This window comes from Methanothermobacter sp. DP, from assembly GCF_026692625.1.
Taxonomy (GTDB): Archaea; Methanobacteriota; Methanobacteria; order Methanobacteriales; family Methanothermobacteraceae; genus Methanothermobacter; species Methanothermobacter marburgensis.
In genome coordinates this window covers 235,001-258,786 of sequence record NZ_CP113501.1, presented here as the reverse complement: position 1 = coordinate 258,786, position 23,786 = coordinate 235,001, and the positions used below count along the sequence as shown (strand labels likewise).

Genomic DNA, 23,786 nt, shown 5'->3' with positions numbered 1-23,786 from the left:
ACCATAACTGAAGGTGGTAGACTTAAAAAGAGTTACCCCAATATAATATATATGTGTTATAAATTTCAGGGTGCAGTCAGATGTTCAGCAAAATCCTCGTTGCAAACCGTGGTGAAATAGCAATAAGAGTTATGCGCGCATGCAGGGAGCTCGGGATAAAAAGCGTGGCTGTTTACTCCGAAGCCGATAAGAATGCGCTCTTTACAAGGTACGCCGATGAGGCATACGAAATAGGTAAACCATCCCCATCCCAGAGCTACCTGAGAATAGACAGGATAATAGATGTGGCCGAGGAAAGCGGTGCCGAGGCCATCCATCCAGGTTATGGTTTCCTGGCAGAGAACCCGGGCCTCGGGGAGGAGTGTGAAAAACACGGAATCAAACTGATAGGTCCCAAAAGTTCCGTCATCGAGGCCATGGGGGATAAGATAACATCAAAGAAGCTCATGAAGAAGGCAGGGGTCCCTGTCATCCCTGGAACCGATAAGGGTGTGAGTGACCCTGACGAGGCCGCTGAGATAGCTGATTCAATCGGCTACCCTGTCATCATAAAGGCTTCAGCAGGTGGGGGTGGAATAGGCATGAGGACCGTCTACGAGGAGGACGAACTCATAAGGGCTATGGAATCCACCCAGTCTGTGGCGGCATCAGCATTCGGGGATCCGACGGTATACATAGAGAAGTACCTTGAAAAGCCCCGTCACATTGAATTCCAGGTGATGGCAGATGAACATGGAAACGTTATCCACCTTGCAGACAGGGAGTGTTCAATACAGAGGCGGCACCAGAAACTGGTGGAGGAGGCACCATCACCCATCATGACCCCTGAACTGAGGGAAAGAATGGGTTCAGCCGCAGTTAAGGCCGCCGAGTATATAGGTTATGAGAATGCAGGGACAGTTGAGTTCCTGTATTCAAACGGGGACTTCTACTTCCTTGAGATGAACACCAGGATACAGGTTGAGCACCCAATAACCGAGGTGATCACCGGTGTGGACCTTGTTAAGGAACAGATAAGGGTAGCCTCAGGGGAGGAACTCTCCTGCAGACAGGAGGACATAACAATAAGGGGCCATGCAATTGAGTGCAGGATAAATGCAGAGGACCCCCTATCAGATTTCGCCCCGAACCCCGGTAAGATCACAGGTTACAGATCCCCGGGTGGAATAGGTGTCAGGGTTGACAGCGGGGTTTACATGAACTATGAGATACCACCATTCTACGACTCCATGATATCCAAACTCATAGTATGGGGAATGGACCGTCAGGAGGCAATAAACCGTATGCGGCGTGCCCTCAGCGAGTACATCATACTGGGTGTCAGAACCACAATACCCTTCCACAAGGCAATAATGAAAAATGAGGCATTCCAGAGGGGGGAACTTCACACACACTTTGTGGATGAATACAGGCGTGGTATAGACGCTGAGATGCAGAAGATTGTCAAAGAGGACCAGGAGATGGTCGAACGCCTCCACTCAACATTTCTACCACCAAAGAAGGTTGCAGCAATATCTGCAGCCATAGGGGCATACATGCACTCAAGAAGGGGGTGATGGTATGGAGGATTACTATGATCCATGCGAAGTTGAGGTAAAAACCAGGTACATAGGGCATGAAGTGAAATGCTTCGATGAGGTGGACTCCACAAACAATGTGGCCAAGAGGATGGCAGAGGATGGCGCCCCGGAGGGTACAGTTGTAATTGCAAGGACCCAGTCCCGCGGAAGGGGTAGGAGGGGTAAACCCTGGATATCACCCCAGGGCGGGATATGGATGTCCATCATACTCAGGCCAGAGGTTCACCCATCAACGGCCCCCCTCCTAACACTGGTAACCGGTGTTGCAGTTGCCCGGACACTGAAGGAGGAATGTGGACTGGACGTGGGAATAAAGTGGCCCAATGATATACTCATCGGAGATAAAAAGGTATGCGGAATACTCACAGAGGCCCATGCAAGGTTCAATACCCTCGAATACGTGGTTGTCGGTGTGGGGATCGATACCAACGTGGATATCAGCCACTTCCCGGAGGACCTCAGGGAAGGGGCGACCTCCATTAAGAATGAACTCCAGAGGGACATAAAATCCAGTGAACTGATATCAAGGTTCCTTAAAAACTTTGAGGATGTCTATGATTCCTTCAAGGAGGGCAAAATGGATAAAATTCTAAGAGAATGGAGGAAGATGTCAAAGACGATCGGCAGGCGTGTTGAAATAAGGAAGCAGCTGGGTGAGATCGTCCGTGGTGAGGCCATCGGCATAAACAGCGAGGGCGCCCTCATACTGGAACTGGACGATGGAACACTCCGCAAAGTAATATCCGGTGAATGCATACACCTCTGATAGTGGTGGCCCTCCAGGTGCCACCTTTAACCTGATTTTTTGAATACCCATCAGAGGGCCTCGATTATGGCTGGCCCCCCGCGTTCACCATCCACCCTGAATTTCCTTCCTGTTATCTTTTCTGCAAGCATTATATTGGTCTCTGCGTGAAGTGTGAGTTCACAAGTTGAAACTCTTGAATTTCCTGCGATGGCCATGTAGGGGATGATCTGATCGCCCATGTACCTGTCAAGGGCTCTGCCAGATTCTATGAAACCCAGAAGTTCCTCTGCGGCTTCCGCCCCAACCAGTTCCGCCCTCTTTCCTGGTTTTCCCAGTGAAGTGGCACCGAGCCTTGTGTTACCCTCGGCCCAGAGTGTGATACCCGAGCCCCTTCCCAGTGAACCGGAGGCGTCCTCAACACGTATATCAACATCGAGTCCTGTTCTCTCAAGGATCTTTCTGGCTGATTCCGCCTGCCTCTCAGCAACATGGATCGGAAGGTTCCTGGAGTGGGAAACACCCCTTATACAGTGAATTTCTGCACCTTCAAGTACCAGGGGTCTGAGGGTGGATGGCTCAATGGTTGCATTGACCACACCTCCACCCTCGGGATAGTAGCCCCTCTCAATTAATTCAAGTTTTGCGGTGTAACCCATCATACCAAGGATGGGGAGCGTCACCTCCCTGAGGTAGTCTGCTGTGGGTGCCCAGAGGACATCGGTGCCGCCCCTCACGGTTAGATCCAGTTCCCCTCTGGAGGCTGTGGAAGCGATCATTATGGCCTGGAGGACAAGTCCCGTGCTTCCAGCGGTTTTTATGTCAAATTCAAATTTCCCGCCTTCAACACGTCCCGGTGAAAACTCAAGTTCCATTGACCCGAGTTCATCCCCCCTGAGTCTGCCATTGCTTATCTCTGCAATTGCCCTCACAGCAGTGAGGTGCTGGTGTGACAGTCCCTTCCTTGGCCTGCGGGCCCTGATATTGTATATCCGTATCCTGCATGATTCCAGGGCTACAAGGGCTGTGGAAACCCTTACAACGGCTCCCCCACCCTCGCCCTCTGATCCATCAATAACTATCAGCCTGACACCTCCCTGATAAACTCAGAATCTTTCAGATGTGCCCATTTTCGGTTTTTGTGCTAAACTGTAAAAATTTCATTTGATAAAAAAAATTATTCCTGGCATTGAGAAACCATTCAGCGCATGAAGGCCCACAAAAACCTCATGACCCTAAGATAAGTTTCTCCATCATTTTCCTGTCGCTGATGATGCCAGAAAGTTTATCCACTGCGTCCTCAATTGCCTCCCTCAGAAGTTCAGGCTCAAGCCTCTCTGCGTCCCTTGATGCCAGGTCAAACCTCAGTGTCTTTGATGCCCCTGGCATCCCCACAGCGGGTATGGTTATTATTCCATGGTCAGAGAGGAGCAGCATTGAAAGGGCCACGCCAATTTCATCACCGGTGTATGTGGAATCATAGAGTTTCTCAAGTGAATCCGGTTTTATCATGATACCCGTGGGTGTCTCCTCCACATTGAGGTCCCTCAGAGCCTCAAAAAGGTACTCCTTCCTCTCAAGGGCGTTGAGAATTTCAGATGGGTCGAAGCTCTCCAGTGCCCTCACCATTGCAGCGATAAGTGGTGGCTGGGCCTCAAGTCCAAACCGGTAGGCCCTTGATTTAACCCGCTCCACAAGGTCGGATCTTCCTGCGAGAAGACCCCCCCTTGGCCCGTGCATCAGTTTATCTGTGCTTGTAACTGCAAGGTCCGCTCCCAGGTCACATGCCCTCTTCTGGTTAAATAGAACCGTCCTAAGCCTGGCGCCTGATGCATCATCAACAAGTACCGGTACCCCGGCCGAGTGGGCCCTTTCAATTACATTCTTGAGCTCCGATTCATCAATCACCCGGTGGTCCATTGTCGAACCGGTCACGACCACGAGAGATGTGTTTTCGGGTATATCCTCGGTGAAGTCATCTGTCTCATGGTACCTTGCTCCTGCCAGTTGGGTGCTTGCCGGGATGGATGGGTGGGATGGGAGCTCCGGGAGGTAGTGCACAACCAGTGAACCTTGTTCTGCAAGTTCCAGGATGGATGCAAGTATTGCGCTGCTTGTCCTGTTAAAGGCGGCCACCATCTCACCGCCCATGTGCTTTCTGCCAGCTATCTGGAGTCTCTCCTCAAAGACCGCCGGCCCCACGTACGTCTCAAGGAGACCAATATCCTCCATCTCAAGGGGAAAGCCCCCTGAAAGACCCGTGAGATCATATATTCCCTCACGGCCCCCGCTGGCAATACGCTCCCCTATTATCTGGAGGGCGTGTTCCCTGCGCCTAACTTCATTCAGGTGATCATGGAACATCAAATCACCCATTCAATCAGTTTCCCCGGCAACATGCCCCTTCTTTGGTCTGCCATTCTCTGGTTTCAGGATTATGGCATGGTCCGCAGAATTCTGAAGTGCAGCACTGAAACCTGGCTCGGCGCCTATCACAATTGTATCCTTACCGTTTTCCTTTGCCTTGTTTATTATTGGTAGAAAATCAGCGTCGCGTGTCATAAGGGCTATTATATCAATATTAGGGTTGTATATCAGTTCCATGGCCTCAACAGCCATGTAGACATCCGTATCTCCAGCCACGACAATTGGTGTAAAGCCCTGGTTCACAATGGCCTCTATCAGTTTATCAGAGGCGTACTGGTTCAGAAGAACCTTTCCAACACGCATATTCCCGTATTCAGACATTATCTTCCTTACAAGGTCCAGGTTCAGACTGAATTCCTTTCTGAGCATGTTCGGCCCATCCACAAGAAGGCCAATGTTCTTTTCACCGCCCTCCTTTTTCTTGATGGGAATGTATTCCTTAAGGGAAGTCAGTTTTTCAAAACTTCGCATGGTATTGAATCCTCCACTAAAAAAATTTAATCATAATAATTATTGAAGTTATTATAAATAAAGTTAAAGTTTCTTAAGTCCGGTGTAGCCCCCCGAAAATCCCCTGATTATTCGATCTCAAGTGATAGTTCATCCTCAAAGAGTTCCCTTACAACCTCAAGGGATTTATCGTCGAGCTGTGTGATGGCCCCCTCACCGCCCTCATTGTAGTAGTACTCTGCGTTCACTATTCTGCCCTCATCATTGAGGTAAAGGAAAAGCCCGTCATAGTACCTTTCAGGGTTGCTTGAGGGGAGAAATATTTCAATCCTCACAAGGATTTCGGAACCACATATGTTGTTATAAAAGTTCTCACGTTCATCATCATTCTTCAAAAGTTTTTTAAATTGATTTATTCTCTTTTTAAGCTCATTCTCAATCTTTTTATCGGACATCATATCACTCGCACAGTTATAAAGGTTGATTTCACCCTTAATCCAATTTCTCATATATAATTTTTGATAGCAGAAAGATAACGTTAATAAAGCTGATTTTCTTAAAAAACGTCAGGATATCAGTTCAAGGGGGTTATCCCGGCACATCCTCATTATATCTGAGTGGGAGAAACCATGCCCCTTCATGAGGTATATGAACTGCTTCATGCCGGCAATGGGGGATGGATTGTGGCCCTGCCCGAAGTCAGTAGCCATTATGCACCTTTCAGCACCAACATACCTCACAGATTCGACTATGCGTTCAAAGTCAAGCCCATCATGGCGGGGCATGCAGGCCACAAGGCAGTGCTCAAGGTAAGCCCGCCTTGACATCTCCCTCTGCTCCTCCAGGGTGGCACCCACAACACCCGTCAGTGGATGGTTGATGATAATTTTACCGGCCCCATAATCTGCAGCAAGGTCAAGAACATGGAATATCTCAGGGGGCTTCAGGTGCCCGGTTCCCAGGACCATGTCATGTTCAGCAACAGCAGAAATAACACCATCAAGGTCACCCTCAGCCCTCCCGGCCGAAACCGTGGGTAACCAGACGAACCTTCCGCCCATCATGGCGGCAGCATGGACCGCGTCCGGGTTGAGGCCCCCCACCGAAGTGTTCAGTGTAACGCCCCCAATGACCCTCATCCCTGTAACCTCAGAGGTCAGCGCCGCCCTCCCTGAGGTGGGTTCAGTGTGGCTCTTTATCACAACAGCCTCCATACCCTCCCTGAGTGCGGCGGAAGCAAGTTCAATGTCATTCATGAATCTATCCCTCACATCGGGGGCTGTGTGGATATGGGTGTCCACAAGTCCATTGAGTTTAATGTTCTCAGAGAGGCTGAAGTCAAACATTCCGCTCACACAGCTCAATCGAGTATCCTCTGGACCTCAAGGTCGTATTCATCATCTGAGGTTTCATAGAGACTTCTGCCAGCGGAGTCCATGGCAACTATGAGTGGTCCGAATTCCTCAACCTCAAGCTCCCATACAGCCTCAGGCACCCCCAGGTCCAGCCAGTGCACTGCTGCTATACCTTTAACTGCCGAGCCATAGAGTGCCGCACAGCCCCCCACGGCTGCAAGGTAAACAGCGCCTTTTTTTCTGAGGGCATTCCTGGTTCTATCATCCATTCCCCCCTTACCTATAACCGCCCTCACACCCATCTCTATAACCTCTGGCTGGAAGGGGTTCATTCTCCCGCTTGTGGTGGGCCCCACAACCACGAGTCGTGCGGGTGGTTCAGTTATCGACTCAGCGCTGGTATCAGGTTCCTCTTCAAACCTTATTATGGGTCCTGCATGGAATATAACAGAGCCCTCAATATCAAAGGGGGCTCCCCTCTCAATTATCCTTTTATGGGCCCTGTCACGGGCCGTGAATATCTTTCCTGTGATGTAAACGATGTCACCAGCTTTAAGTTCGGTTACCTCATCTGAAAGTGGTGTTTTAAGTTTTATCTCCATAAAAACATCTCCCCTTCTGAGAGCTATGAGTGGATGCACTGCAGAACGACGTGGATCATTCATCAGTTAAAGTTAAACTCCAGAGCATGCCAAGAGTGATGCTGCTGAATAAATTTAATATGGATCAAATTTTTAAATATCTTTCTCCAGTAGATCCCAGAACTAGTTGAGGTAGAATATGTCAAGCACAAAGAATGTGACTGATCTCTCAAAGTACATCATGACCCTCCCGAAAACCGAAATATCACTCCTCTCAATGATATTTATAAGCTTCGTTGTGGGTGCTGTGGGGTTTATAATCGATATGGTCCCTGGGATAAGCGTACTCCATGACATACTCTATGGGGGAACCAATGGTGTGCTTGTCCTTGGATTTTCATCAATAATGGCCGGTGCCATCACCCAGCCATGGGTCAACTCGCTGGGTGGTAGAAGGATGAAGATGAAGCAGTCCATGTTCCTGGCATTCTTCTCCATGATGATCTTCTCCCTCATCTACCTTGGGGGGTGCCTGGCATCATCCCTACTGCAGAGCGATCTCATACTCAACTCCATAATACTCGCCTCTGCTGTTATATTCGCCTTCCGCCTGCTGGTGATCTGGGGAACCTCAAACATAAGCTTCACAAATTCAACCCTGATATCCTCTGTGCAACCAGTTCTCATAGTGAGCATGAACATCGTTGTGGCATTCCTGAGCCTCGCCACAAACATTGGCTACTTCAGTGTGATAGGATTTCTACTGAAGATACTTGTTGCCTCAGCAATGCTCATACTTGCCATCTACTCATTTGTCATGGTGGTTGAGTCACCCATGAGAAAGAACCTTGGGGTCGGCTCACTGGAGTTCCTGAGCCTCTTTCTCTCACATATAACCGAGGATTCGCCTGAACTTGAAAGCATCTTCAGTGAGATCGGTGAACCCGTGGACACCCTTGCGGGTGTGGTGGCATTCCAGAGGGGCTCTGATATAAAGGCCCTATTCATAAGCCCCTCTGTACACCCGGGCCCAATAGGGACCATAGGCGGTGCCAACATGCCCACCATACTCTCTGAGAGATTTGACACATTCACAATGGTGGCCCATGGCCCTTCAACCCATGACTTCAACCCGGTATCCGTGCGGGAACTGGAAAAGGTTGAGGGTGCCGTCAGGGAGGCACTTGATGGTATGGAGTACCATGAGGGCGCCAGTAAATTCAGGAGATACACCAGAAACAGCGCCACCATCGGGGTCCAGTTCCTCGGCGATGGCATGCTGATCCTTGCAACAATGGCCCCCAGTGGATTCGATGACATAGAATTTGCTGTGGGGCTTTCAATGATGAACCTTGCAGGGGGCCGCTGCGGATCAAAAAATGTGGTTGTTGTGGACTGTCACAACTCATTCCAGGGCGAAACAGGCCGGATACTTGCAGGTAACCCTGAAATGTTCGACCTACTTGATGCTGTGGACTCCATTGAGTGCCCTCCACGCCGCCATAGGCTGAGGGTTGGCTGTGCCCAGAGGAAAATGGATGGACTCTCAAAGGAGGATGGTATTGGCCAGAGTGGAGTTATGGTCATGGTGGTTGAGGCCGGAGAACAGAGGACCGCCTACGTGCTCCTTGACGCCAATAACATGGTCATGGGCTTCAGGGACCAGATACTGGAGGAACTTCTGAAGCTGGACATAGATGAAGCCGAGGTGATGACAACCGACACCCACTTTGTGAACACCCTTTCAGGAGGCCACAACCCCATCGGAAAACACAGAAGGAGTGAGATCATAGAGGAGATCAAAAAGGCGGTTTCAGAGGCGGTTGATGACCTTGAGGAGGTAAGGGCAGGGTGCCGGGTCGTCAGAATAAGGTGTCTGAATACCCTCGGCCCCACCAATTCAACGGAACTTGTATCAACCATAAGTTCAATCGTTGCTGTGAGCCGTGTGATAGCCCCCCTCATATTCGTACTTGCACTTATATTCGTCTTTGCCTGGATATTCTACTGGGCCTGAAAAAAGAGGAATCTATAGAGTTATGGTGGTTGAAAAAGAGGAATCTATAGAGTTATGGTGGTTGAAAAAGAGGAATCTATAGAGTTATGGTGGTTGAAAGGAATCTATGGGGTTATTGTGGTTGAAGTTATGAGTATTGCCCATACAACGAACCAGATGAAGAGAAATGGCACTATACCACTCCAGAGCCACCCCTTGAATCCCCCAACCTCTTCCTTACCGAATAACCTTTCTGCAATATTTCCGACAATCAACAGAATCACAAGGCCCGCGAAGGTGCCGAGTGCCTGATTTTTTCCAAGAACTGCTATTGAACCATTTGAAAGGTAAAATGACACCACAGCAGCCACTATACCTGCAGGAACATGAAGGGCAGTCATTTTAGCATCAGTATCCATATTAAAACCTCCAGAGAGTTTTTATTATATTGATGGTCTTAAAACTTTTCCATTGAACCATGGAAAGATATTATTATAGCATCATTAAATACTTAAAGCCGTCGGACTTCTGTTTCTTGCGAGGTGTTGAATATGAAGACAATGTCAAACGTTGATGTTTTTGCAGTTACCAGGGAACTCAATGATATTCTAACAGGTGCCAGGGTGGATAAGGCCTATCAACCCCTCAGGGACACTGTGATAATCAGATTCCATGTGCCAGGCGAGGGAAGGGTTGATGTGGTTATGCAGGCAGGTGTCAGGATACACAGAACAGAGTATCCCCCTGAAAATCCAAAGATTCCCCCATCATTCCCCATGCTCCTCCGAAAGCACCTCAGGGGTGGAATCGTGAGGGAGGTCCGGCAGCACAGCTTTGACAGGATAGTGGAGATAGAAATCGAGAAGGAGCAGAAATACATCCTCGTGGTGGAACTGTTCTCAAAGGGGAACATAATACTCCTGAACCAGGAAGGGGAGATAATACTGCCCCTCAAACGGAAAACCTGGAGTGACCGTCGAATAGCGTCCCGTGAAAGGTATGAGTACCCCCCATCAAGGGGCCTCCACCCCCTCAGATATGAGATAGGTGAACTTGAGGAGATGCTGAAAAACTCAGACACCGACCTCATAAGGACCCTTGCAAGAAACGGGTTTGGGGGTCTCTATGCAGAGGAGATCATCCTGAGGTCCGGTCTCGACAAGAACAGAGCAGCCAGCACCCTGAGCAGAGATGAGATAGAAAAAATCGACTCTGCAATAAATGAACTCTTCAAGCCGCTGAGTGACCTCAAATTCAACCCCCATATCATAAAGAACGGTGAGGGTGACGTGCTCCCCATTGAACTCAGGGTGTACCATGATAGGGAGAGGGAGTACTTTGAAACCTTCAACGAGGCTGCAGACGAGTTCTTCAGTTCAATATTCAGGGAGGAACTCAGGAAGGTCCATGAGGCCGAGTGGGAGAAAGAGGTTGAGAAATTCAGAAAGCGACTCAGGATACAGAGGGAGACCCTCCAGAAATTCCAGGACACAATAGATACCTCAACAAGAAAGGGTGACCTCCTATATGCACACTACTCAGCCGTTGAGGAAGTACTCAGAACAATAAGGGATGCCCGTGAAAAATACTCCTGGAAGGAAATACAGAAGATAATAGCGGATGCCCGCAGTAAGGGAATGGCGGAGGCCCAGATGATTCAGGAGATCGATGGGATGGGAAACATGACCCTCCTTATTGACGGTGAAAGGATAAGGATTGACCCGAAGCTGGGGGTTCCAGAAAACGCAGAGGTCTACTATGAAAAGGCCAAGAAAGCCAAGAGGAAAATAAAGGGCGTGCTCCAGGCAATCGAGAAAACAAAGAAAGAAATTGAGAGGGTTGAGAAGAGAAGGGACGATGCCCTCAGAAACATCATGGTCCCGCAGAAAAGGGTTAAGAGGAAACTCCGCTGGTTTGAAAAATTCCGCTGGTTCATCTCATCAGACGACTTCCTTGTAATTGGGGGAAGGGACGCCGGCACCAACGAGATGGTGGTGAAGAGACATATGGAGCCAAGGGACATATACCTCCACTCAGATATCCATGGGGCCCCATCAGTGGTTATAAAAAGTGAGGGCCGGGAGGTCCCCGAAACAACCATTCAGGAAGCCGCGGTTTTTGCAGCATCATTTTCAAGTGCATGGACCCGGGGTTTCACGTCACTGGATGTTTACTGGGTTCACCCCGAGCAGGTTTCGAAGACTCCCAAGTCCGGGGAATTCGTTGCAAAGGGAGCCTTCATCATAAGGGGCGCCAGGAATTACATAAGGGGTGTTCCCCTTAAGGTGGCTGTTGGTGTGGTGGACCACGATGGGGAAAGAGTGATGTGCGGTCCCCCATCGGCGGTGAAAAAAAGAACAGATAATTTTGTCGTGGTAAAACCAGGTTACACCAAAAAAGAGGCCCTTGCAAAGGCCATAAAATCAAAAATTGATCCTGAGAATCTATTCCAGCTTGAGGACTTTGTAAGGGTCCTTCCACCTGGAAAGGGTGACATTGTTACGGGAGATTAGGTTATTTAACCCTTCTCTTAAGATTCTTCTTGAGCAGGAAGTTTAGATCAATGAAGTATTTGCCCTCCTCATCAGAGACGATTATTGAGTCATCCTCAAGTAGGGAGGTTAGGTTAACCTCATATATACCGTTCTTCCTCACCATTATGGTCTCAATGGGGTCCCCAACCGGTTCAGGGTCCCGCCTGTCGGCCACATACCTGAAGTACCTGCTTCCACATTTTGGACATCCATTCTTTAGTTCCTCTGAAGACCTGAACTTCTCCCCACACTTAATGCACTGATGCACCTGAATCACCGATCTCTGCAATCATTGAGAGGAAGTTTGACTTCCTTTTGACCGTCCGCATGACATTTGCAGGTCCTATTATGGTGAGTCCAACAGTCCTTCTTTTTGAGAGTCCCAGAAATGCCTTCTCATCCTTTTCAAGTGTATATATGTCTATTCCCACAAAGTTTTCAATGTCGATCTCTCTCATTGTGGTCTCTATGAGTTCAGCCTCCTCTGAGGGTGAAAGACTTCCCTCCAGAACCAGTATGTCCCCATCCTTCACACGGTCTATGATCATTGAGATCTTTTCCATGCTGCTTTTATCCTCAAGAGCCTCTGATGAAAGAAAATCCATTTTCAAGCCATCCATTTTAACCCCTCACCTGAATTTTTTAACCATCTGCATGTAAAGGTCCTCTGTGTTTTCACCGTGCAGTGCTGAGATAGGGACAACTGTATGCTGGGGGAAAACCGATATGATCCTCTCCGGAGATGACTCTGGAAGGTCTATCTTATTTGCAACTATGAGGAATGGTATCTTCCTCGCCTCAAGGTTCCCTATTATTGTTATATTCGCCTGTGTCAGAGGGTCCTGTGATGAATCCATGACAAGGAGTACGCCAGTAACATCATCGAGCCATTTTATTGCCTCAATTATCCCCTTGGTGGCCTCCTTGGCCCGTTCCTTGGCCTCCTGCTCTGACAACCCAAATTCAAGGAAGTTCTTGTAGTCAACCTTTGTTGCTATTCCAGGCGTGTCAATGATGTCAAAGTCAAGCTCCGCCCCATCCCTCTCTATGGTGATTCTTTCCTGTTTATACACCGTTCTTGTCTCGTGTGGTATCTCTGAGGTCAGCCCAAGGGGTTTTCCAAGCCAGTCCTCGCACATCCTGTTTGCAAGGGTTGTTTTACCGGAATTCGGGTGACCGTAGAGTCCTATCTTCAGTTTCTTGTTCCTTCCGAGCAGTTTATCAAGGAAATTGGTGAAAAAATTTGCCATCCTTATCACTTCTTTATGATTAATCTTCATAGACTCCCCCAACCTCAAGGACAACGACCTCTGTGTCAGGGGAGGTTCTCCCTACCATTTCAGCAAAGATCTCCGGGTCCTGTTCAATCACTGGAAAGGTGTTGTAGTGCATGGGAAACACCATTTCAGGTTTTATCCATTCCACGGCGATGGATGCATCCTCTGGCCCCATTGTGTAGCGGTCCCCTATTGGTAGAAGTGCAATTTCGGGCCGGTAAATGGCACCTATAACATCCCTCATATCCGCGAACAGTCCTGTGTCACCTGCATGGTACACCTTCCCCTCAGGGGTTTCAATGATGTAACCGCAGGCGCTTCCACCTGATGTGACCTCCTCTGTGAAGTCTATATCTGATGAGTGCTTGGCATCCACCATCCTTATGGTGATTCCATCAACAGAAACAGTTCCGCCGATGTTCATACCGTTACTTTCAAGCCCCTGCCTTCCAAAGAAAACCGAGAGCTCGTGGTTAGCTATTAAGATAGCACCTGACCTATCGGCTATTTCCATCGCATCGCCAAGGTGATCTGCGTGACCATGGGTTACACAGATGATGTCAGGATTAAATTCCTCCACCGCAGTGCTGCAGACAGGGTTGTTGCTTATGAACGGGTCTATGAGTATTTTTGTGTCCTCTGATGTTATCTCAAATGCCGAGTGTCCAAACCACTGAATTTTCACTAAACTCCCTCCAGGTTGATTTCATCTGAAAGATTCCATGCCTCCTCAAAGAGTTTTTTAATTTCAGATATGGATTTCTTGTCCTTGTAGATAACACCAACCTCAAAACTCTCATATATCGGGTCAGTTGATATTATGAGGCCGTTCTTATCATCTGCAACCGCTGCTACGGTATGTATATGGGGCATGGTCCTTATATCAACGTTATTGTCCATTAAGACCTTTATGAGTTCCACTGAGGCCTCATCATCAAGACTGGCCTCCTGTATTATTAGGCGGCTCTCTGTATCCATGAATTTCTTGAGCACCGAGACATCTATGTTCCTTATCCAGGGGTACATGAGGACAACGCTCTCTTCAGCAGCCGTTATGGTTTCCCTCATTGCATCCTGCACATCTGATGCATCAAATGACCATATTATGCTCGGCTCCCTTGTCTCGGCCCTTATCCTGTTTATGGCCCCCTTGAATGAATCCAGCCTTTCCTCCAGGAGGTCCTCAACATCATCAACATTCTCGATGTACTCCTGCTTGAGCTTCTTGAGCCTCTCTGTCACGTAGCTGTTATCTGTCTTTGAGGGTGTTTTTCTGGCCGGGGCGGGTTTTGCTGGTTTCTGTGTTTTCTTTTTAGGTGGTAAACCCTTGCCCTTCTCAGATACATCCTCCTTACCCTTTCTCAGTTTTGGAAGGCTGAACAGCCTTTTACGGGGAGTTTCAGTACTTTCAGATTTAGAAACGCCTTCTGAAATCATTTCAGGAGATTTCTTTTTGGGAGCAGGTCTTATTGCCTTTTCAGGAGTGATTTTCCTGATAGGGGCTATCTTTGACGGCTCTGAAGCTATGGACTCTGATGCCAATGACCCACCACTAGAGGGTTTTATATCCTTTGATTCCTTCCGGGGTGTTTCGGCTGTGACCGGTTTGGCTCCAGCTGATGTTTCAGGGACGCTCTTTTCCGAAACTTCAGATATCTTTTCTGGTTTTTCTTTAAGGATCGAAGGGATTCTCCTTTTTGAAACCCCCTCAACAGCCTCAGGAGCCTTCAAAGTTGAACGCCCAACACCAACAACCTTCTTCTCAGGAGCCCCCTCAACAGCCTCAGGGGCCTTAAAGGCTGGCTGTCTTTTAACAGGAGCCCTTTTAGCAGGTTTAACCTTCTTTTTAGGGGTTTTTTTCTCTGATGCAGCTTTAATAGATTCAAGATCTATTCTTCCTGCAAATAGAAGGGTGATTATAAGACCAGGTACAAAGAGAATGAGCCCCAGAAAGAACATGAAAATATCTGGTGGTGTTGCAAAGCCAAGGGACATGAAGTAAAGGCCAGCAAATATCATTAAGATTCCAGCAAATGTAACCAGTAAATATATCATTGAATGCCTCCCGCTCCCAGGAATTACTATGGTTTAAATTAATATTTTATTATCTGCATTCATTTATAAAAGGTTTTTTAGGGTGAAAGTTTATATGATTCGGTTTTTATAAAATGCTGTATAAAATATAATTGGGGTGGATTTCAGTGATCATAGTTTTCGATGAATGCGGTCAGGGAGCCGCTGAGTATATACTTCTGTTTGGTGGTGTGATTGTTATTGCTATAGCAACTCTTATTATCTATACAGAGTACATAAAAACAACAAATCCTCTTAATGTGACCACGGACCTCAACAATGTCAGGGAAAGCGTAAACAGCGGATAATAACATGTTTGGATAATCACATGTTCCCTGCCCTGATCTCGAAGTATGTTATAAGGTGCCTGAGCTGCTCAGGGGCATCATCCTCGTCACTCAGGGCATAGGCAAGTTTCTGTGTCATGATACGCTTCTGGTCAGGGTCCAGGGACAGTATTTCATTTACTATCATTCCAAATATACCCTCAGCGTCAACTCCAATCTCGGCTGTTTTAGCCCTGAAGATCTTTCTGAGTTTGTTAAGCGCGGATTCAGATTCATGCAGGTTTTCAGATTCAAGTTTTCTTATTAACAGGTTCATCTCAAGGGGATCCCTCTGCACAAGGCCAAATATTATTCCGTCAGGTTTAAGGGACTGCACCCTATCGACACCATTGTATATGCCAAGGTCATAGCCCGTGACGGTTATCCTGCTGGCCTTTAGAAGTTTGAAGATGGCCTCATTTATTGTCTTATCGGTGACGCTGAACTCGATTCTGGATCTTATCCTATCCACAATCTCTGCCCTGCTAAGATCCCCGTCCTGGAGGATTTCAAGTATTACCCTGTCAATGTTGTACTTCCATGGCATAGCATCACCTTTGTGATATTATGAACAAAACCATTTAAATATATTTATATCGATGTGAAATGGATGGTTAAAACGGAAAGGTTATCCGCTAAATTTATAAGTGGTTAACAACATAAGATGGAACAAGCCAGAACTGGTGAATTAATGGAGGTGTGAAATTATGAAGTTCCTGAAAGATGAAGCCGGACAGGGCGCAGCTGAATACATACTGCTCTTCGGTGGTGTGATTGTAATAGCAATCGTCGCACTACTAATCTACAGAGCATACTTCAGCAAATCAAACCTAAACGCCGCACAGGACATAGACGAAGTTAGGAAGAACGCCAGAACGGGTGCATCAATTTAAGAGCCGATTGAATTGTTGATCGAGGAAGAGGCGCAGATAAGCGCTGAAATGATACTTATCGTAGGAGCGTTACTGGTAATAGTCATAGCCGTAGGCTCCTACATTTTCAACATCTCAGGCTCAATAGCGGGAAATATCAGCGAAGTAATCAACACCGCCCGTGACTCCACGATCAACAAACTTTGAAAAATTCTTTTTTATTTAGTCTGTGATTGACCTACTTTTTCCTCGAAATATATGGATATAATTAAGTATATCTAAGTTCCCATAAACTAACATGTCCATTGGTGTAGATTCTTTTAAAGTGTTCTGTACCTTCATTTAAGACAGAAATTTTTATAAAAAGGGAATTTTTAGATTTTTTGTCCACCACTAAAGCTCTATTTTTTTCCATGAAAACTATGAAAACTAGATTACTCTCATTATAAACCATAAATTCATCTTTATGGTCTTTATATACTAATATAACCTCATAAGGTCTCTTTCCATTCCAAGAGGCGAACCTTTTTTTTAAGTCCAAAGACATATTATTTGAATAATGTTTTAATGTATCATTTGTTGATGTCATCTCGCCTTCTGAATAAACAAATTTCTGAGGTTGAGATTTAGCAAAATTCCAATATCCATAATAAAAATTCCAGTAGCCACTTTTTATCTCATGGTCACCTGTAAGAATAACAATTCTTTTCTTTGGAGAGGGGTGGGTGAAATTTAGTAATTGATTCGAAAAGTTAGTATCCATACCATATTTTTCCATTAGAATTAATTTTGCATCTTTTTTATCCATAGAAAGTATCTCATTCAATATATTGGCTGTCAAAGAAATATTCCCTGTCTTTTTATATAACATTTCTATAGGAATATCCCCACTACAGGATAACATTATTAATATGTTCTTTGAAAGCGTCTCATTATCTGTAGAAAGTGCTCTGCTAACCCAGTAATTCCTTTGAGGAGTTAAGCACCCCCCATCCATTAAAACTGGGATGCCCTCTGAAGTGAAATAATGACCATAACTCCAGTCCATTACTAAAACAGGTGGGGATGAAAATGTTTTATTTATAAAAGCTGCTGCATCTACAAAATCATCGTTTACTGCTGGTCGCAGTTTAAATACTTGGGTTTGAGCTACTGAAATTACAAAAAAGGATGAAATAATTAAAAATAATATAAAAATTCTAATAAAGTTATTTTTCAATTTAAAAACAGTTCCAATTATTTTGTTGATAGAAATCGATGAAAAGGCTACAAGGGGTATGAATGAAATTATGCCGAATCTTATACTCATAGAATAAGAAATCAGACCCACAAAAAGCCATACTGACATCAGTAGGTAGAAAAACAAATCTGATTTATCCTTCAGCTTTGCTGATAATAAATTTAAGACCACTACAATTACACCCAAAATACCGAAACCTATATTCAAACCGCCTAAAAACCAAACAAACTCAATGAAAGATGGTTTCGAAAGTTCTGAGACTGATAAATTAGCGTTTGGCCAGTTATTATTAAAATTCGATTTTAAAAAAAGCGAAGTGTTGGGAAAATTTAAATAAATACCCGCGCCGAATAATTTCAACATCCCTATAAATAAAATAGAAAACAAAATAAAAACCGCGAAAAATTGAATGAAAGGCGTTGAGCTCTTGTCGCTACCTTTAAGAACTATGACATAGATTAAAGACGTTAGAACTATGATTATAAAAATAAATGCCCAGCCATTCCATGTTAGCGAGAAGAGGAGTAGAAAAACCGCTGCAAGAATGCATTTAATATACTTTTTAAACAGATTTTCAGTTCTAATGCCTCCATGAAAAAATAATACTATTATAAGAGGAATTAAAACATTTAACATGTCCGTATCAAAGAAACCAGCTACTGTTCTTGAGAAGTAGATGGGTGTTGTGACCACCAAAATACCAGCAATAAATGCTGAAATGTCATCAACATGATTTCTCATTAATAAAAATAGCATTATACCCGTAAATGGTGCTATAATTGCCGGCAACCAAAAACATGCCTCATAGAGGGTTATATTCACAAATAAAGCAAGAAAATTGTAAAAGAAAACAGCCAACCATGCGATGAATGGGGGATAATTTGCAGGTCTTCCTTCTGGATAATATGAATAAATATTCCAGCTGAATTTTCCATTGTACTTATCTCCCAGGTGACCATTTTTGAAATAATTTAGGGTGACACGATAATTGTAGTAACAATCCGCATCATACATATATGGAAGACCCTGAAAATCCGTCAGATAATCCTTTTCACTTGCATTAAAGTGATGAAGATTAACGGTGTCAGACCTTAGAATAAATCCAGTGAAAAATATTATGCTTATAAATAAGAATACCTTAAGAGACTCTTGCATAACACATCCACCATTACTTTAAAATTGTCAATCTATTTTAATTGCCATATGATTACATTGTCATTATTATATAACTTCCTGAAGTATTTGGAATTCTCCTCGAGTACCAGTCTCACGAATAGGGAATCATCAAATCTTCGATCTATAATTATGACCTCCCCCTCATCTGGGAGGAATATAACAGAAAAATTGCTGGATTCATCCACATCAACCCTTTTCACAGAGTTACCGTCTTTTATTATGAAACGATAGGGTCTCTTACCCCTCCAGGAGCCCTCATCAACTGATTTCAGCATTTCAGACCTCCCGGTATCCACAACCTCGTAGAGGGGTCTGGGGGTAACCGAGGTGAAGTTCCATGATCCATAGTAAAGGTACCAGTAACCTATGTACCTCATACCCTCTGTTGTTAGAATAACATAGTTCCTTCTCTCGGGATGGGTGTATCCAAGGAGTTTATCTGCAAACCCCCTGTCAAGGCCGTACTTTCTGATGAGGATTTCCTCCGCAGATCTTCTGTTAACACCAAGGATATCGTTGAGTATCTGAACCGTTAGTGACGTGTTTCCTGTCCTGTTTTCAAGAAGTGATACTGCTGAGTCCCCCGAAGATGTGAGCATCGTTAATATCCCGGCAGATAAACTCTCATTGTCTGTCTCAAATGCCCTGAAAATCCAGTAGGCCCGCGGGGTATTCTGTGATCCCCCATCAAAAAGAACTGGGCGTTCTGCGGCGGCTGTGATATAGTGGCCATAGCTCCATTCAGTCACAACAACGGTGCCCTCTCCTGTCCCATCCTTCAGGAAAGCCGCAGCATCCGCGAAGTCATCATTTATAAAGGGAATCCTGCCAATCTCAGCAGCCTCGATGGTGGCAACTGAGATTATGAGGAACATTAGAAGAATCACAGGAATATCCGCCCTGAAGTTCCAGCTACCACTGATGGTCCTCATATATGAGAGGATGACGCCAAGGAATATGCCTGATATGAATGTGAGGGGGGTTATTGCGAGAATACCGAAGCGAACACTTATATAATATGCGGTAAGCCCTGCCATCATCCATACCAGTGAAAGGGTGAGGATGAATGGGTTGAATGAGGGGAGATGTTTCCTCCTCATATCTCCCCTTATGAAGATGCTGATAATCACAAGAGCCCCGAAAACACCGAACCCCAGGTTGAGGGGTCCTGCAGCAGAGAGGAACACCTCAACTGAGGGGTGGCCAAGTTCTGAGACCGACTCATAGATATCTGGCCATGGTCCTGTCGATGATGTTGAGTCAAGGATGGCGAGGGGGTTGATCCCTGAAAGATGCTGTGGGCCATTGAATAATCCTATTAGAAGAACTGCCAGAAAAACTGGAAGGAAGAGCCTCTTGATGCACGATAAATCAAGCTCCCCCATCCTCCATGATATGATTGTATAGATAAAGGCCGATGCAAGGGTAACATAGAGCATGAACGGCCATCCTGTCCATGAAAGGGAGAAAAGCAGCATGGAAACCGCAAAGAGTAGCCCAGAAGTGATGTATCCATATTTATCCCGGGATTCCACCACACCCGTGTAGAAAAGCACAATTAAAGCGGGCATCAGACAGTTGAACATGTCTGTATCAAAAAACCCGGGGATGGTTCTTGCAAAGTAGAGTGGTGCTGTGACCATCAGGATGCCCCCGGCGAACCCTGCGGCGTCACCAGCATACTTCCTGATGAGGAAGAACATCACAGTACCTGCAAAGGGTGCCACAACAGCCGGCAACCAGAAGCAGAGCTCGTAGAGACTCATATCTGTGAAGGGGTCAAGAAGCCTGTAGAGCATTATCGAAACCCATGATATCACTGGTGGGTAGACAGCGGGTCTTCCAGGGGGGTAATATGAATAGGAGTCCCATGGAATCCCGGCTCTCAGTGTATCCCCCGGATGACAGTTTTTCAGGTAGTTCTCTGTGATGCGGTAGTTGTAGTAGGAGTCCAGTTCGTACATGTAGGGGAGGCCCTGATCATCTGTGAGATATGCTCTTTCAGTCCCATTGAGGTCTCCAAGATGAACAGTGTCAGCTCTCAGGATGAAACCTGTGAAGAATATGAGTACCATCAGAAGGAAGATCTTCACATTTTCATTGAGTTCCAGGAAAAACACCACCTATTCAAGACCATAAAGTGAGGGGTTCATGCGGGGTATCATTGCCATGAGGACGCACTGCTCGGTATTTCCAACACGGTCAAGTAGCCCATGGGAGAGGAAACTCACAGCACCCCTCTTCCTGCCCAGTTCATCCACACCTGTGAGTTCATCCATAACGTCCCCCACCTCTCTACCTGAGAGGACCTCCTCAACCACCAGGGGAGGGTATTCAAAGCCTGCGCTCACCCCCAGTGTTACATGATCACCATCATAGATGGCGCACCACTGGAGATCCACAAATCCCGTGATTGTCCCGGGCACCCTGTGGAGACCTGACTCGATGCCAACACTCAGCTCACAGTTGCTGAAAGCCCCCCTTGCACGGTTGATGGCCCCCTCAACAGTCTCCTCAAGACCTACTGGCTGATCAGATACTCCTGAGTCAACCTCAACACTCCTGACCTCAATTTCATGGAATATCTTTCCAAGGACGTTCTCTGTGGCCTTAACTTTAACAGGGTTTGTTGATCCCACGTTAACCCTCATGTAAACACCCCGGGATTCACTGATTTCTCTTCCTCTTTATGACATGGCGTATCCTCTCAAGCAGATGGCCCATCCTGTCTATCTCTCCCCTCCTTATCCGGGTGGATGAGATGGGTATACCATCATCTGCGGGCACCATGTCAATGGTTATGATATCAAGTTCCCTGAATCCCTTTCTTTTTCTTATTTCATTTATTTCATGGGCAACCGGCTCGGTCTCCCTGCTCACCACTATGGCATCGAATCGTTCATCTGTAACTGTAGTGCCATAGGGGTCCTCCAGCCTCATTATATGGTACTCAGTATCCTTATCTGAAAGATACTCCTCAAGGTTCTTCATTCTGACACTGCAGGGTTCTATATCGTCTCCCTTTGCGGATGCAAATTCATCTGATGTTACACCAATCATCACGGTATTCCCTACACGGAACGCCTCATCAAGGAGCCTTCTGTGGCCCTTATGAAATCTGTCAAAGGTTCCTCCAACAGCAACAAGTGAGTACTTCTTTACCTTCATCCTATCATCTTCAGAAGCCAATACCCTAATTATGTTGGAGTTAAATTTATATTATGCGGACAGCCTGCCCGTTATGGCCACTTTAAGTGCGATGACTTTATAAATTATAGATCATGCAGCTTCGGGAATACAATGTCATCATCAAGAACCCCCGGAGGGTTGATGTCAGGGTCGCATCCTGTTACCCGGGGCCCTACAGGACCGCCATATCCTCACTCGGTTACCATATAATCTACCATCTTATAAATTCAAGGGATGATGCATGGTGTGAGCGGGTAATACACCCCTACGAACGAAGCCTTGAATCTGGAAGTCCGCTGAGGGACTTTGATATAATCAGCTTCACTGTGCACTACGAGGAGGACTATTTCAGGATCCTCCAGATGCTGAGGGATGGTGGTGTTTCGCCGAGGAGAGATGAACGTGATGGTCCCCTTGTAATCGCAGGGGGGCCCTGCATAACATCCAACCCCATTCCACTCTCAGATTTCATTGACCTCTTCATAATAGGTGAGGCTGAGCCGGTTCTCAACAGATTAATCGATCGGTACCTTGAGCTGGATGATCCCCGCCGTGAGATTGATGAATTCATGGACATAAGGGGTGTTTACATTCCCGACAACTCCGCAGAAAGGGTCATTGTTGAGGATATGGACAGGGCATGCCACCCTGTAAGACAGATAGTTCCAGTCACCGAGGATAAAAAGATGGTCCCCTCCCTGGGGAGGTCATTCCTTCTGGGTGTTTCAAGGGGCTGTTCACGGGGCTGCCGTTTCTGCATGTCCGGCTACCTATACCGCCCCAAACGTGAGACATCACTCCCCAGGCTCCTTGATGTTGCAGAGAGGGGCCGCCATGCCACGGGTTACAGTAAGGTCTCACTTATAGGTGCCGCTGCCTCTGACTATTCACGTATAGATGAACTCTCCTCCAGACTCGTGGATATGGATTTCATGGTTTCAATGCCGTCACTCAGAATAGAATCACTATCACCCCAACTCATGGATACACTGATTGAAGGGGGACTTAAAACAGTTACAGTGGCACCCGAATCAACCCTTAAATTGCGAAGAAAACTTAACAAGCCCATAAGCGATAGCATGATATTTAAAAAAACAGAGGCTGCTATAAAAATGGGTCTTCGTGTTAAAATGTACTTCCTTACAGGGGTTCCCGGGGAGTCAGAGGAAGACTTAAAGGACCTGGCGCGCCTCATACGTGGACTCCATGAAATAAGAAGGGGAATGGTGAGTTTCAGCATCAACCCCCTCATTCCCAAGCCGCACACCCCCCTCCAGTGGATGGAATATGACATGAGAAAAATGAAGAGGAAGATCAAACTTCTGAGGAAGCTCACCGGAGGGATTCCTGTTAAATTTGGAAGTCCCCGCAGTGGACTCATACAGTATGTGCTCTCCACAGGCGGACCTGAAACCGGAAAACTCATTGAAAGGGCCTCGCTCTCAAAGGTGCCCCTCAGGGAATGGGAGCTCCACTGCAGCAGGAGAAACCCTGGCGATGCTCTCCCATGGGATAACATCAACCTTGGGCTGAGGGAGGACTTCCTCATGAAAGAATACATTAGGATGGAGGAGGAGAAAGTAACACCATGGTGTGAGGAGTCAGGATGCCATGGATGCATGGATCACTGTTCATGGCAGAGGAAGGGCGATTAAGATGACAGAATTTGCTTCAAGAATAAGGAACATAAGGCTCTCAGAGATAAGGAAAATGTTTGAAGTTGCAGGTGACGACACAATAAACCTCGGGATAGGTGAACCTGATTTCAATGTACCTGAACATGTGCGGGAAGCCCTCAAGGAGGCGGTGGATGAGGGAATAACACACTACACCTCAAACATGGGCATGGATGAACTCAGGGAGGCCATCTCAGAGAAACTCAAAACAGAAAATCGGGTTCATGTGGAACCTGAGTCAATAATAGTAACCGTTGGCGCCAGTGAAGCTATATTCATGTGCACACAG

26 protein-coding genes (1 of these 26 cut by a window edge) are annotated in these 23,786 nt (G+C 46.4%); 9 read left to right on the top strand and 17 right to left on the bottom strand.

The genetic code is table 11. The features are described from left to right. The first annotated feature begins 80 nt into the window (after positions 1–80). Both OXN82_RS01385 and OXN82_RS01380 read left to right on the top strand, forming a co-directional pair. A complete protein-coding gene (locus OXN82_RS01385; RefSeq protein ID WP_321211667.1) occupies positions 81–1,556 on the top strand; it encodes an acetyl-CoA carboxylase biotin carboxylase subunit in 1,476 nt (491 codons plus the stop codon). 4 nt (positions 1,557–1,560) lie between these two features. Continuing rightward, positions 1,561–2,346: a biotin--[acetyl-CoA-carboxylase] ligase gene (locus OXN82_RS01380; RefSeq protein ID WP_321211666.1), complete on the top strand. Its 786-nt coding sequence runs from the start codon at positions 1,561–1,563 to the stop codon at positions 2,344–2,346. Between the two features lie 50 nt (positions 2,347–2,396). On the opposite strand, the gene rtcA is transcribed toward OXN82_RS01380, so the two are convergent. The 6 genes from rtcA to OXN82_RS01350 all read right to left on the bottom strand — a co-directional run bounded on the left by rtcA (position 2,397) and on the right by OXN82_RS01350 (position 7,159). Continuing rightward, positions 2,397–3,401, bottom strand: a complete 1,005-nt coding sequence (gene rtcA / locus OXN82_RS01375; RefSeq protein ID WP_321212129.1) for an RNA 3'-terminal phosphate cyclase — start codon at positions 3,399–3,401, stop codon at positions 2,397–2,399. A 151-nt stretch (positions 3,402–3,552) separates the two neighbouring features. After that, the gene (locus OXN82_RS01370) at positions 3,553–4,692 is read right to left on the bottom strand and encodes a TIGR03576 family pyridoxal phosphate-dependent enzyme (RefSeq protein ID WP_321211665.1); all 1,140 of its coding nucleotides are present in this window, start codon (positions 4,690–4,692) and stop codon (positions 3,553–3,555) included. Positions 4,693–4,701: 9 nt separating this feature from the next. Further along, positions 4,702–5,223 carry a TIGR00288 family NYN domain-containing protein gene (locus tag OXN82_RS01365; RefSeq protein WP_321211664.1) on the bottom strand — a complete coding sequence of 174 codons (522 nt, stop codon included), beginning with the start codon at positions 5,221–5,223 and terminating at the stop codon, positions 4,702–4,704. 107 nt (positions 5,224–5,330) lie between these two features. Further along, a complete protein-coding gene (locus OXN82_RS01360; protein WP_238523396.1) occupies positions 5,331–5,597 on the bottom strand; it encodes a hypothetical protein in 267 nt (88 codons plus the stop codon). Between the two features lie 171 nt (positions 5,598–5,768). After that, positions 5,769–6,557, bottom strand: a complete 789-nt coding sequence (locus OXN82_RS01355; protein WP_321212128.1) for a DUF6282 family protein — start codon at positions 6,555–6,557, stop codon at positions 5,769–5,771. A gap of 5 nt (positions 6,558–6,562) precedes the next feature. After that, positions 6,563–7,159 (bottom strand): FumA C-terminus/TtdB family hydratase beta subunit, encoded by a 597-nt coding sequence (locus OXN82_RS01350; protein WP_321211663.1) that lies wholly within the window; start codon positions 7,157–7,159, stop codon positions 6,563–6,565. A 178-nt stretch (positions 7,160–7,337) separates the two neighbouring features. On the opposite strand from OXN82_RS01350, the gene OXN82_RS01345 reads away from it, so the two are divergent. Continuing rightward, on the top strand, positions 7,338–9,155 hold the full coding sequence (locus OXN82_RS01345) for a DUF2070 family protein (protein ID WP_321211662.1): 1,818 nt from the start codon (positions 7,338–7,340) through the stop codon (positions 9,153–9,155). 104 nt (positions 9,156–9,259) lie between these two features. Here OXN82_RS01345 and OXN82_RS01340 read toward each other — a convergent pair whose 3' ends face one another. After that, entirely contained in the window at positions 9,260–9,553 is a 294-nt protein-coding gene (locus tag OXN82_RS01340) for a DUF5379 family protein (RefSeq protein WP_048176445.1), read from the bottom strand. Between the two features lie 132 nt (positions 9,554–9,685). On the opposite strand from OXN82_RS01340, the gene rqcH reads away from it, so the two are divergent. After that, on the top strand, positions 9,686–11,647 hold the full coding sequence (rqcH, locus tag OXN82_RS01335) for a ribosome rescue protein RqcH (protein ID WP_321211661.1): 1,962 nt from the start codon (positions 9,686–9,688) through the stop codon (positions 11,645–11,647). A gap of 1 nt (position 11,648) precedes the next feature. On the opposite strand, the gene OXN82_RS01330 is transcribed toward rqcH, so the two are convergent. From OXN82_RS01330 to OXN82_RS01310, 5 genes are read right to left on the bottom strand one after another with little or no spacing between them, the layout of a single operon-like run. Then, a complete protein-coding gene (locus OXN82_RS01330; RefSeq protein WP_048176442.1) occupies positions 11,649–11,936 on the bottom strand; it encodes a Zn-ribbon domain-containing protein in 288 nt (95 codons plus the stop codon). Next, entirely contained in the window at positions 11,920–12,288 is a 369-nt protein-coding gene (locus tag OXN82_RS01325) for a DUF2073 domain-containing protein (protein WP_013295298.1), read from the bottom strand. Before OXN82_RS01325 ends, OXN82_RS01330 begins: the two co-directional genes overlap by 17 nt. Positions 12,289–12,297: 9 nt before the next feature. Beyond that, on the bottom strand, positions 12,298–12,918 hold the full coding sequence (locus OXN82_RS01320) for an Era-like GTP-binding protein (protein WP_048176708.1): 621 nt from the start codon (positions 12,916–12,918) through the stop codon (positions 12,298–12,300). A gap of 19 nt (positions 12,919–12,937) precedes the next feature. Further along, positions 12,938–13,630: a metal-dependent hydrolase gene (locus tag OXN82_RS01315; RefSeq protein WP_321211660.1), complete on the bottom strand. Its 693-nt coding sequence runs from the start codon at positions 13,628–13,630 to the stop codon at positions 12,938–12,940. Beyond that, on the bottom strand, positions 13,630–14,964 hold the full coding sequence (locus OXN82_RS01310) for a hypothetical protein (protein ID WP_321211659.1): 1,335 nt from the start codon (positions 14,962–14,964) through the stop codon (positions 13,630–13,632). The genes OXN82_RS01315 and OXN82_RS01310 overlap by 1 nt, the downstream gene beginning before the upstream one ends. Before the next feature lie 182 nt (positions 14,965–15,146). Between OXN82_RS01310 and OXN82_RS01305 the strand changes: the two genes are divergently transcribed. Then, complete coding sequence (locus OXN82_RS01305) at positions 15,147–15,326, top strand: class III signal peptide-containing protein (RefSeq protein ID WP_147671064.1); 180 nt, start codon at positions 15,147–15,149, stop codon at positions 15,324–15,326. Positions 15,327–15,342: 16 nt separating this feature from the next. Here the strand turns inward: OXN82_RS01305 and OXN82_RS01300 are convergent, their stop codons facing one another. Then, the gene (locus OXN82_RS01300) at positions 15,343–15,891 is read right to left on the bottom strand and encodes a hypothetical protein (RefSeq protein ID WP_321211658.1); all 549 of its coding nucleotides are present in this window, start codon (positions 15,889–15,891) and stop codon (positions 15,343–15,345) included. Positions 15,892–16,051: 160 nt separating this feature from the next. On the opposite strand from OXN82_RS01300, the gene OXN82_RS01295 reads away from it, so the two are divergent. Both OXN82_RS01295 and OXN82_RS01290 read left to right on the top strand, forming a co-directional pair. Further along, the gene (locus OXN82_RS01295) at positions 16,052–16,237 is read left to right on the top strand and encodes a Flp family type IVb pilin (protein ID WP_321211657.1); all 186 of its coding nucleotides are present in this window, start codon (positions 16,052–16,054) and stop codon (positions 16,235–16,237) included. A gap of 15 nt (positions 16,238–16,252) precedes the next feature. Then, complete coding sequence (locus tag OXN82_RS01290) at positions 16,253–16,423, top strand: class III signal peptide-containing protein (protein WP_231855303.1); 171 nt, start codon at positions 16,253–16,255, stop codon at positions 16,421–16,423. A gap of 61 nt (positions 16,424–16,484) precedes the next feature. Here OXN82_RS01290 and OXN82_RS01285 read toward each other — a convergent pair whose 3' ends face one another. The 4 genes from OXN82_RS01285 to OXN82_RS01270 all read right to left on the bottom strand — a co-directional run bounded on the left by OXN82_RS01285 (position 16,485) and on the right by OXN82_RS01270 (position 21,800). Further along, on the bottom strand, positions 16,485–18,470 hold the full coding sequence (locus OXN82_RS01285) for an STT3 domain-containing protein (protein ID WP_414855693.1): 1,986 nt from the start codon (positions 18,468–18,470) through the stop codon (positions 16,485–16,487). A gap of 173 nt (positions 18,471–18,643) precedes the next feature. Beyond that, positions 18,644–20,752, bottom strand: a complete 2,109-nt coding sequence (locus OXN82_RS01280; protein ID WP_321211653.1) for an STT3 domain-containing protein — start codon at positions 20,750–20,752, stop codon at positions 18,644–18,646. 3 nt (positions 20,753–20,755) lie between these two features. Next, the gene (yjjX, locus tag OXN82_RS01275) at positions 20,756–21,283 is read right to left on the bottom strand and encodes an inosine/xanthosine triphosphatase (RefSeq protein WP_321211652.1); all 528 of its coding nucleotides are present in this window, start codon (positions 21,281–21,283) and stop codon (positions 20,756–20,758) included. Positions 21,284–21,299: 16 nt separating this feature from the next. Then, positions 21,300–21,800 (bottom strand): phosphopantetheine adenylyltransferase, encoded by a 501-nt coding sequence (locus tag OXN82_RS01270; RefSeq protein WP_321211651.1) that lies wholly within the window; start codon positions 21,798–21,800, stop codon positions 21,300–21,302. A 113-nt stretch (positions 21,801–21,913) separates the two neighbouring features. Here OXN82_RS01270 and OXN82_RS01265 point away from each other — a divergent pair, with 113 nt between their 5' ends. Beyond that, positions 21,914–23,476 carry a radical SAM protein gene (locus OXN82_RS01265; protein WP_321211650.1) on the top strand — a complete coding sequence of 521 codons (1,563 nt, stop codon included), beginning with the start codon at positions 21,914–21,916 and terminating at the stop codon, positions 23,474–23,476. Further along, a protein-coding gene (gene gntC / locus OXN82_RS01260) for a guanitoxin biosynthesis PLP-dependent (S)-gamma-hydroxy-L-arginine cyclodehydratase GntC (protein ID WP_374892054.1) crosses the window boundary here: on the top strand, positions 23,433–23,786 show its 5' end (the start). Its footprint extends 810 nt past the window's final position; only the first 354 of its 1,164 coding nucleotides appear in the window; the start codon lies at positions 23,433–23,435; the stop codon falls past the right edge of the window. The genes OXN82_RS01265 and gntC overlap by 44 nt, the downstream gene beginning before the upstream one ends.

Excerpts from the sequence above, each read along its gene's own strand:
- OXN82_RS01385 (WP_321211667.1), top strand. The coding sequence starts at position 81 with ATGTTCAGCAAAATCCTCGTTGCAAACCGTGGTGAAATAGCAATAAGA.
- OXN82_RS01380 (WP_321211666.1), top strand. The coding sequence starts at position 1,561 with ATGGAGGATTACTATGATCCATGCGAAGTTGAGGTAAAAACCAGGTAC.
- OXN82_RS01365 (WP_321211664.1), bottom strand. The coding sequence starts at position 5,223 with ATGCGAAGTTTTGAAAAACTGACTTCCCTTAAGGAATACATTCCCATC.
- OXN82_RS01350 (WP_321211663.1), bottom strand. The coding sequence starts at position 7,159 with ATGGAGATAAAACTTAAAACACCACTTTCAGATGAGGTAACCGAACTT.
- OXN82_RS01345 (WP_321211662.1), top strand. The coding sequence starts at position 7,338 with ATGTCAAGCACAAAGAATGTGACTGATCTCTCAAAGTACATCATGACC.
- OXN82_RS01340 (WP_048176445.1), bottom strand. The coding sequence starts at position 9,553 with ATGGATACTGATGCTAAAATGACTGCCCTTCATGTTCCTGCAGGTATA.
- rqcH (WP_321211661.1), top strand. The coding sequence starts at position 9,686 with ATGAAGACAATGTCAAACGTTGATGTTTTTGCAGTTACCAGGGAACTC.
- OXN82_RS01325 (WP_013295298.1), bottom strand. The coding sequence starts at position 12,288 with ATGGATGGCTTGAAAATGGATTTTCTTTCATCAGAGGCTCTTGAGGAT.
- OXN82_RS01320 (WP_048176708.1), bottom strand. The coding sequence starts at position 12,918 with ATGGCAAATTTTTTCACCAATTTCCTTGATAAACTGCTCGGAAGGAAC.
- OXN82_RS01310 (WP_321211659.1), bottom strand. The coding sequence starts at position 14,964 with ATGATATTTGCTGGCCTTTACTTCATGTCCCTTGGCTTTGCAACACCA.
- OXN82_RS01300 (WP_321211658.1), bottom strand. The coding sequence starts at position 15,891 with ATGCCATGGAAGTACAACATTGACAGGGTAATACTTGAAATCCTCCAG.
- OXN82_RS01295 (WP_321211657.1), top strand. The coding sequence starts at position 16,052 with ATGAAGTTCCTGAAAGATGAAGCCGGACAGGGCGCAGCTGAATACATA.
- OXN82_RS01285 (WP_414855693.1), bottom strand. The coding sequence starts at position 18,470 with ATGTATGATGCGGATTGTTACTACAATTATCGTGTCACCCTAAATTAT.
- yjjX (WP_321211652.1), bottom strand. The coding sequence starts at position 21,283 with ATGAGGGTTAACGTGGGATCAACAAACCCTGTTAAAGTTAAGGCCACA.
- OXN82_RS01270 (WP_321211651.1), bottom strand. The coding sequence starts at position 21,800 with ATGAAGGTAAAGAAGTACTCACTTGTTGCTGTTGGAGGAACCTTTGAC.
- OXN82_RS01265 (WP_321211650.1), top strand. The coding sequence starts at position 21,914 with ATGCAGCTTCGGGAATACAATGTCATCATCAAGAACCCCCGGAGGGTT.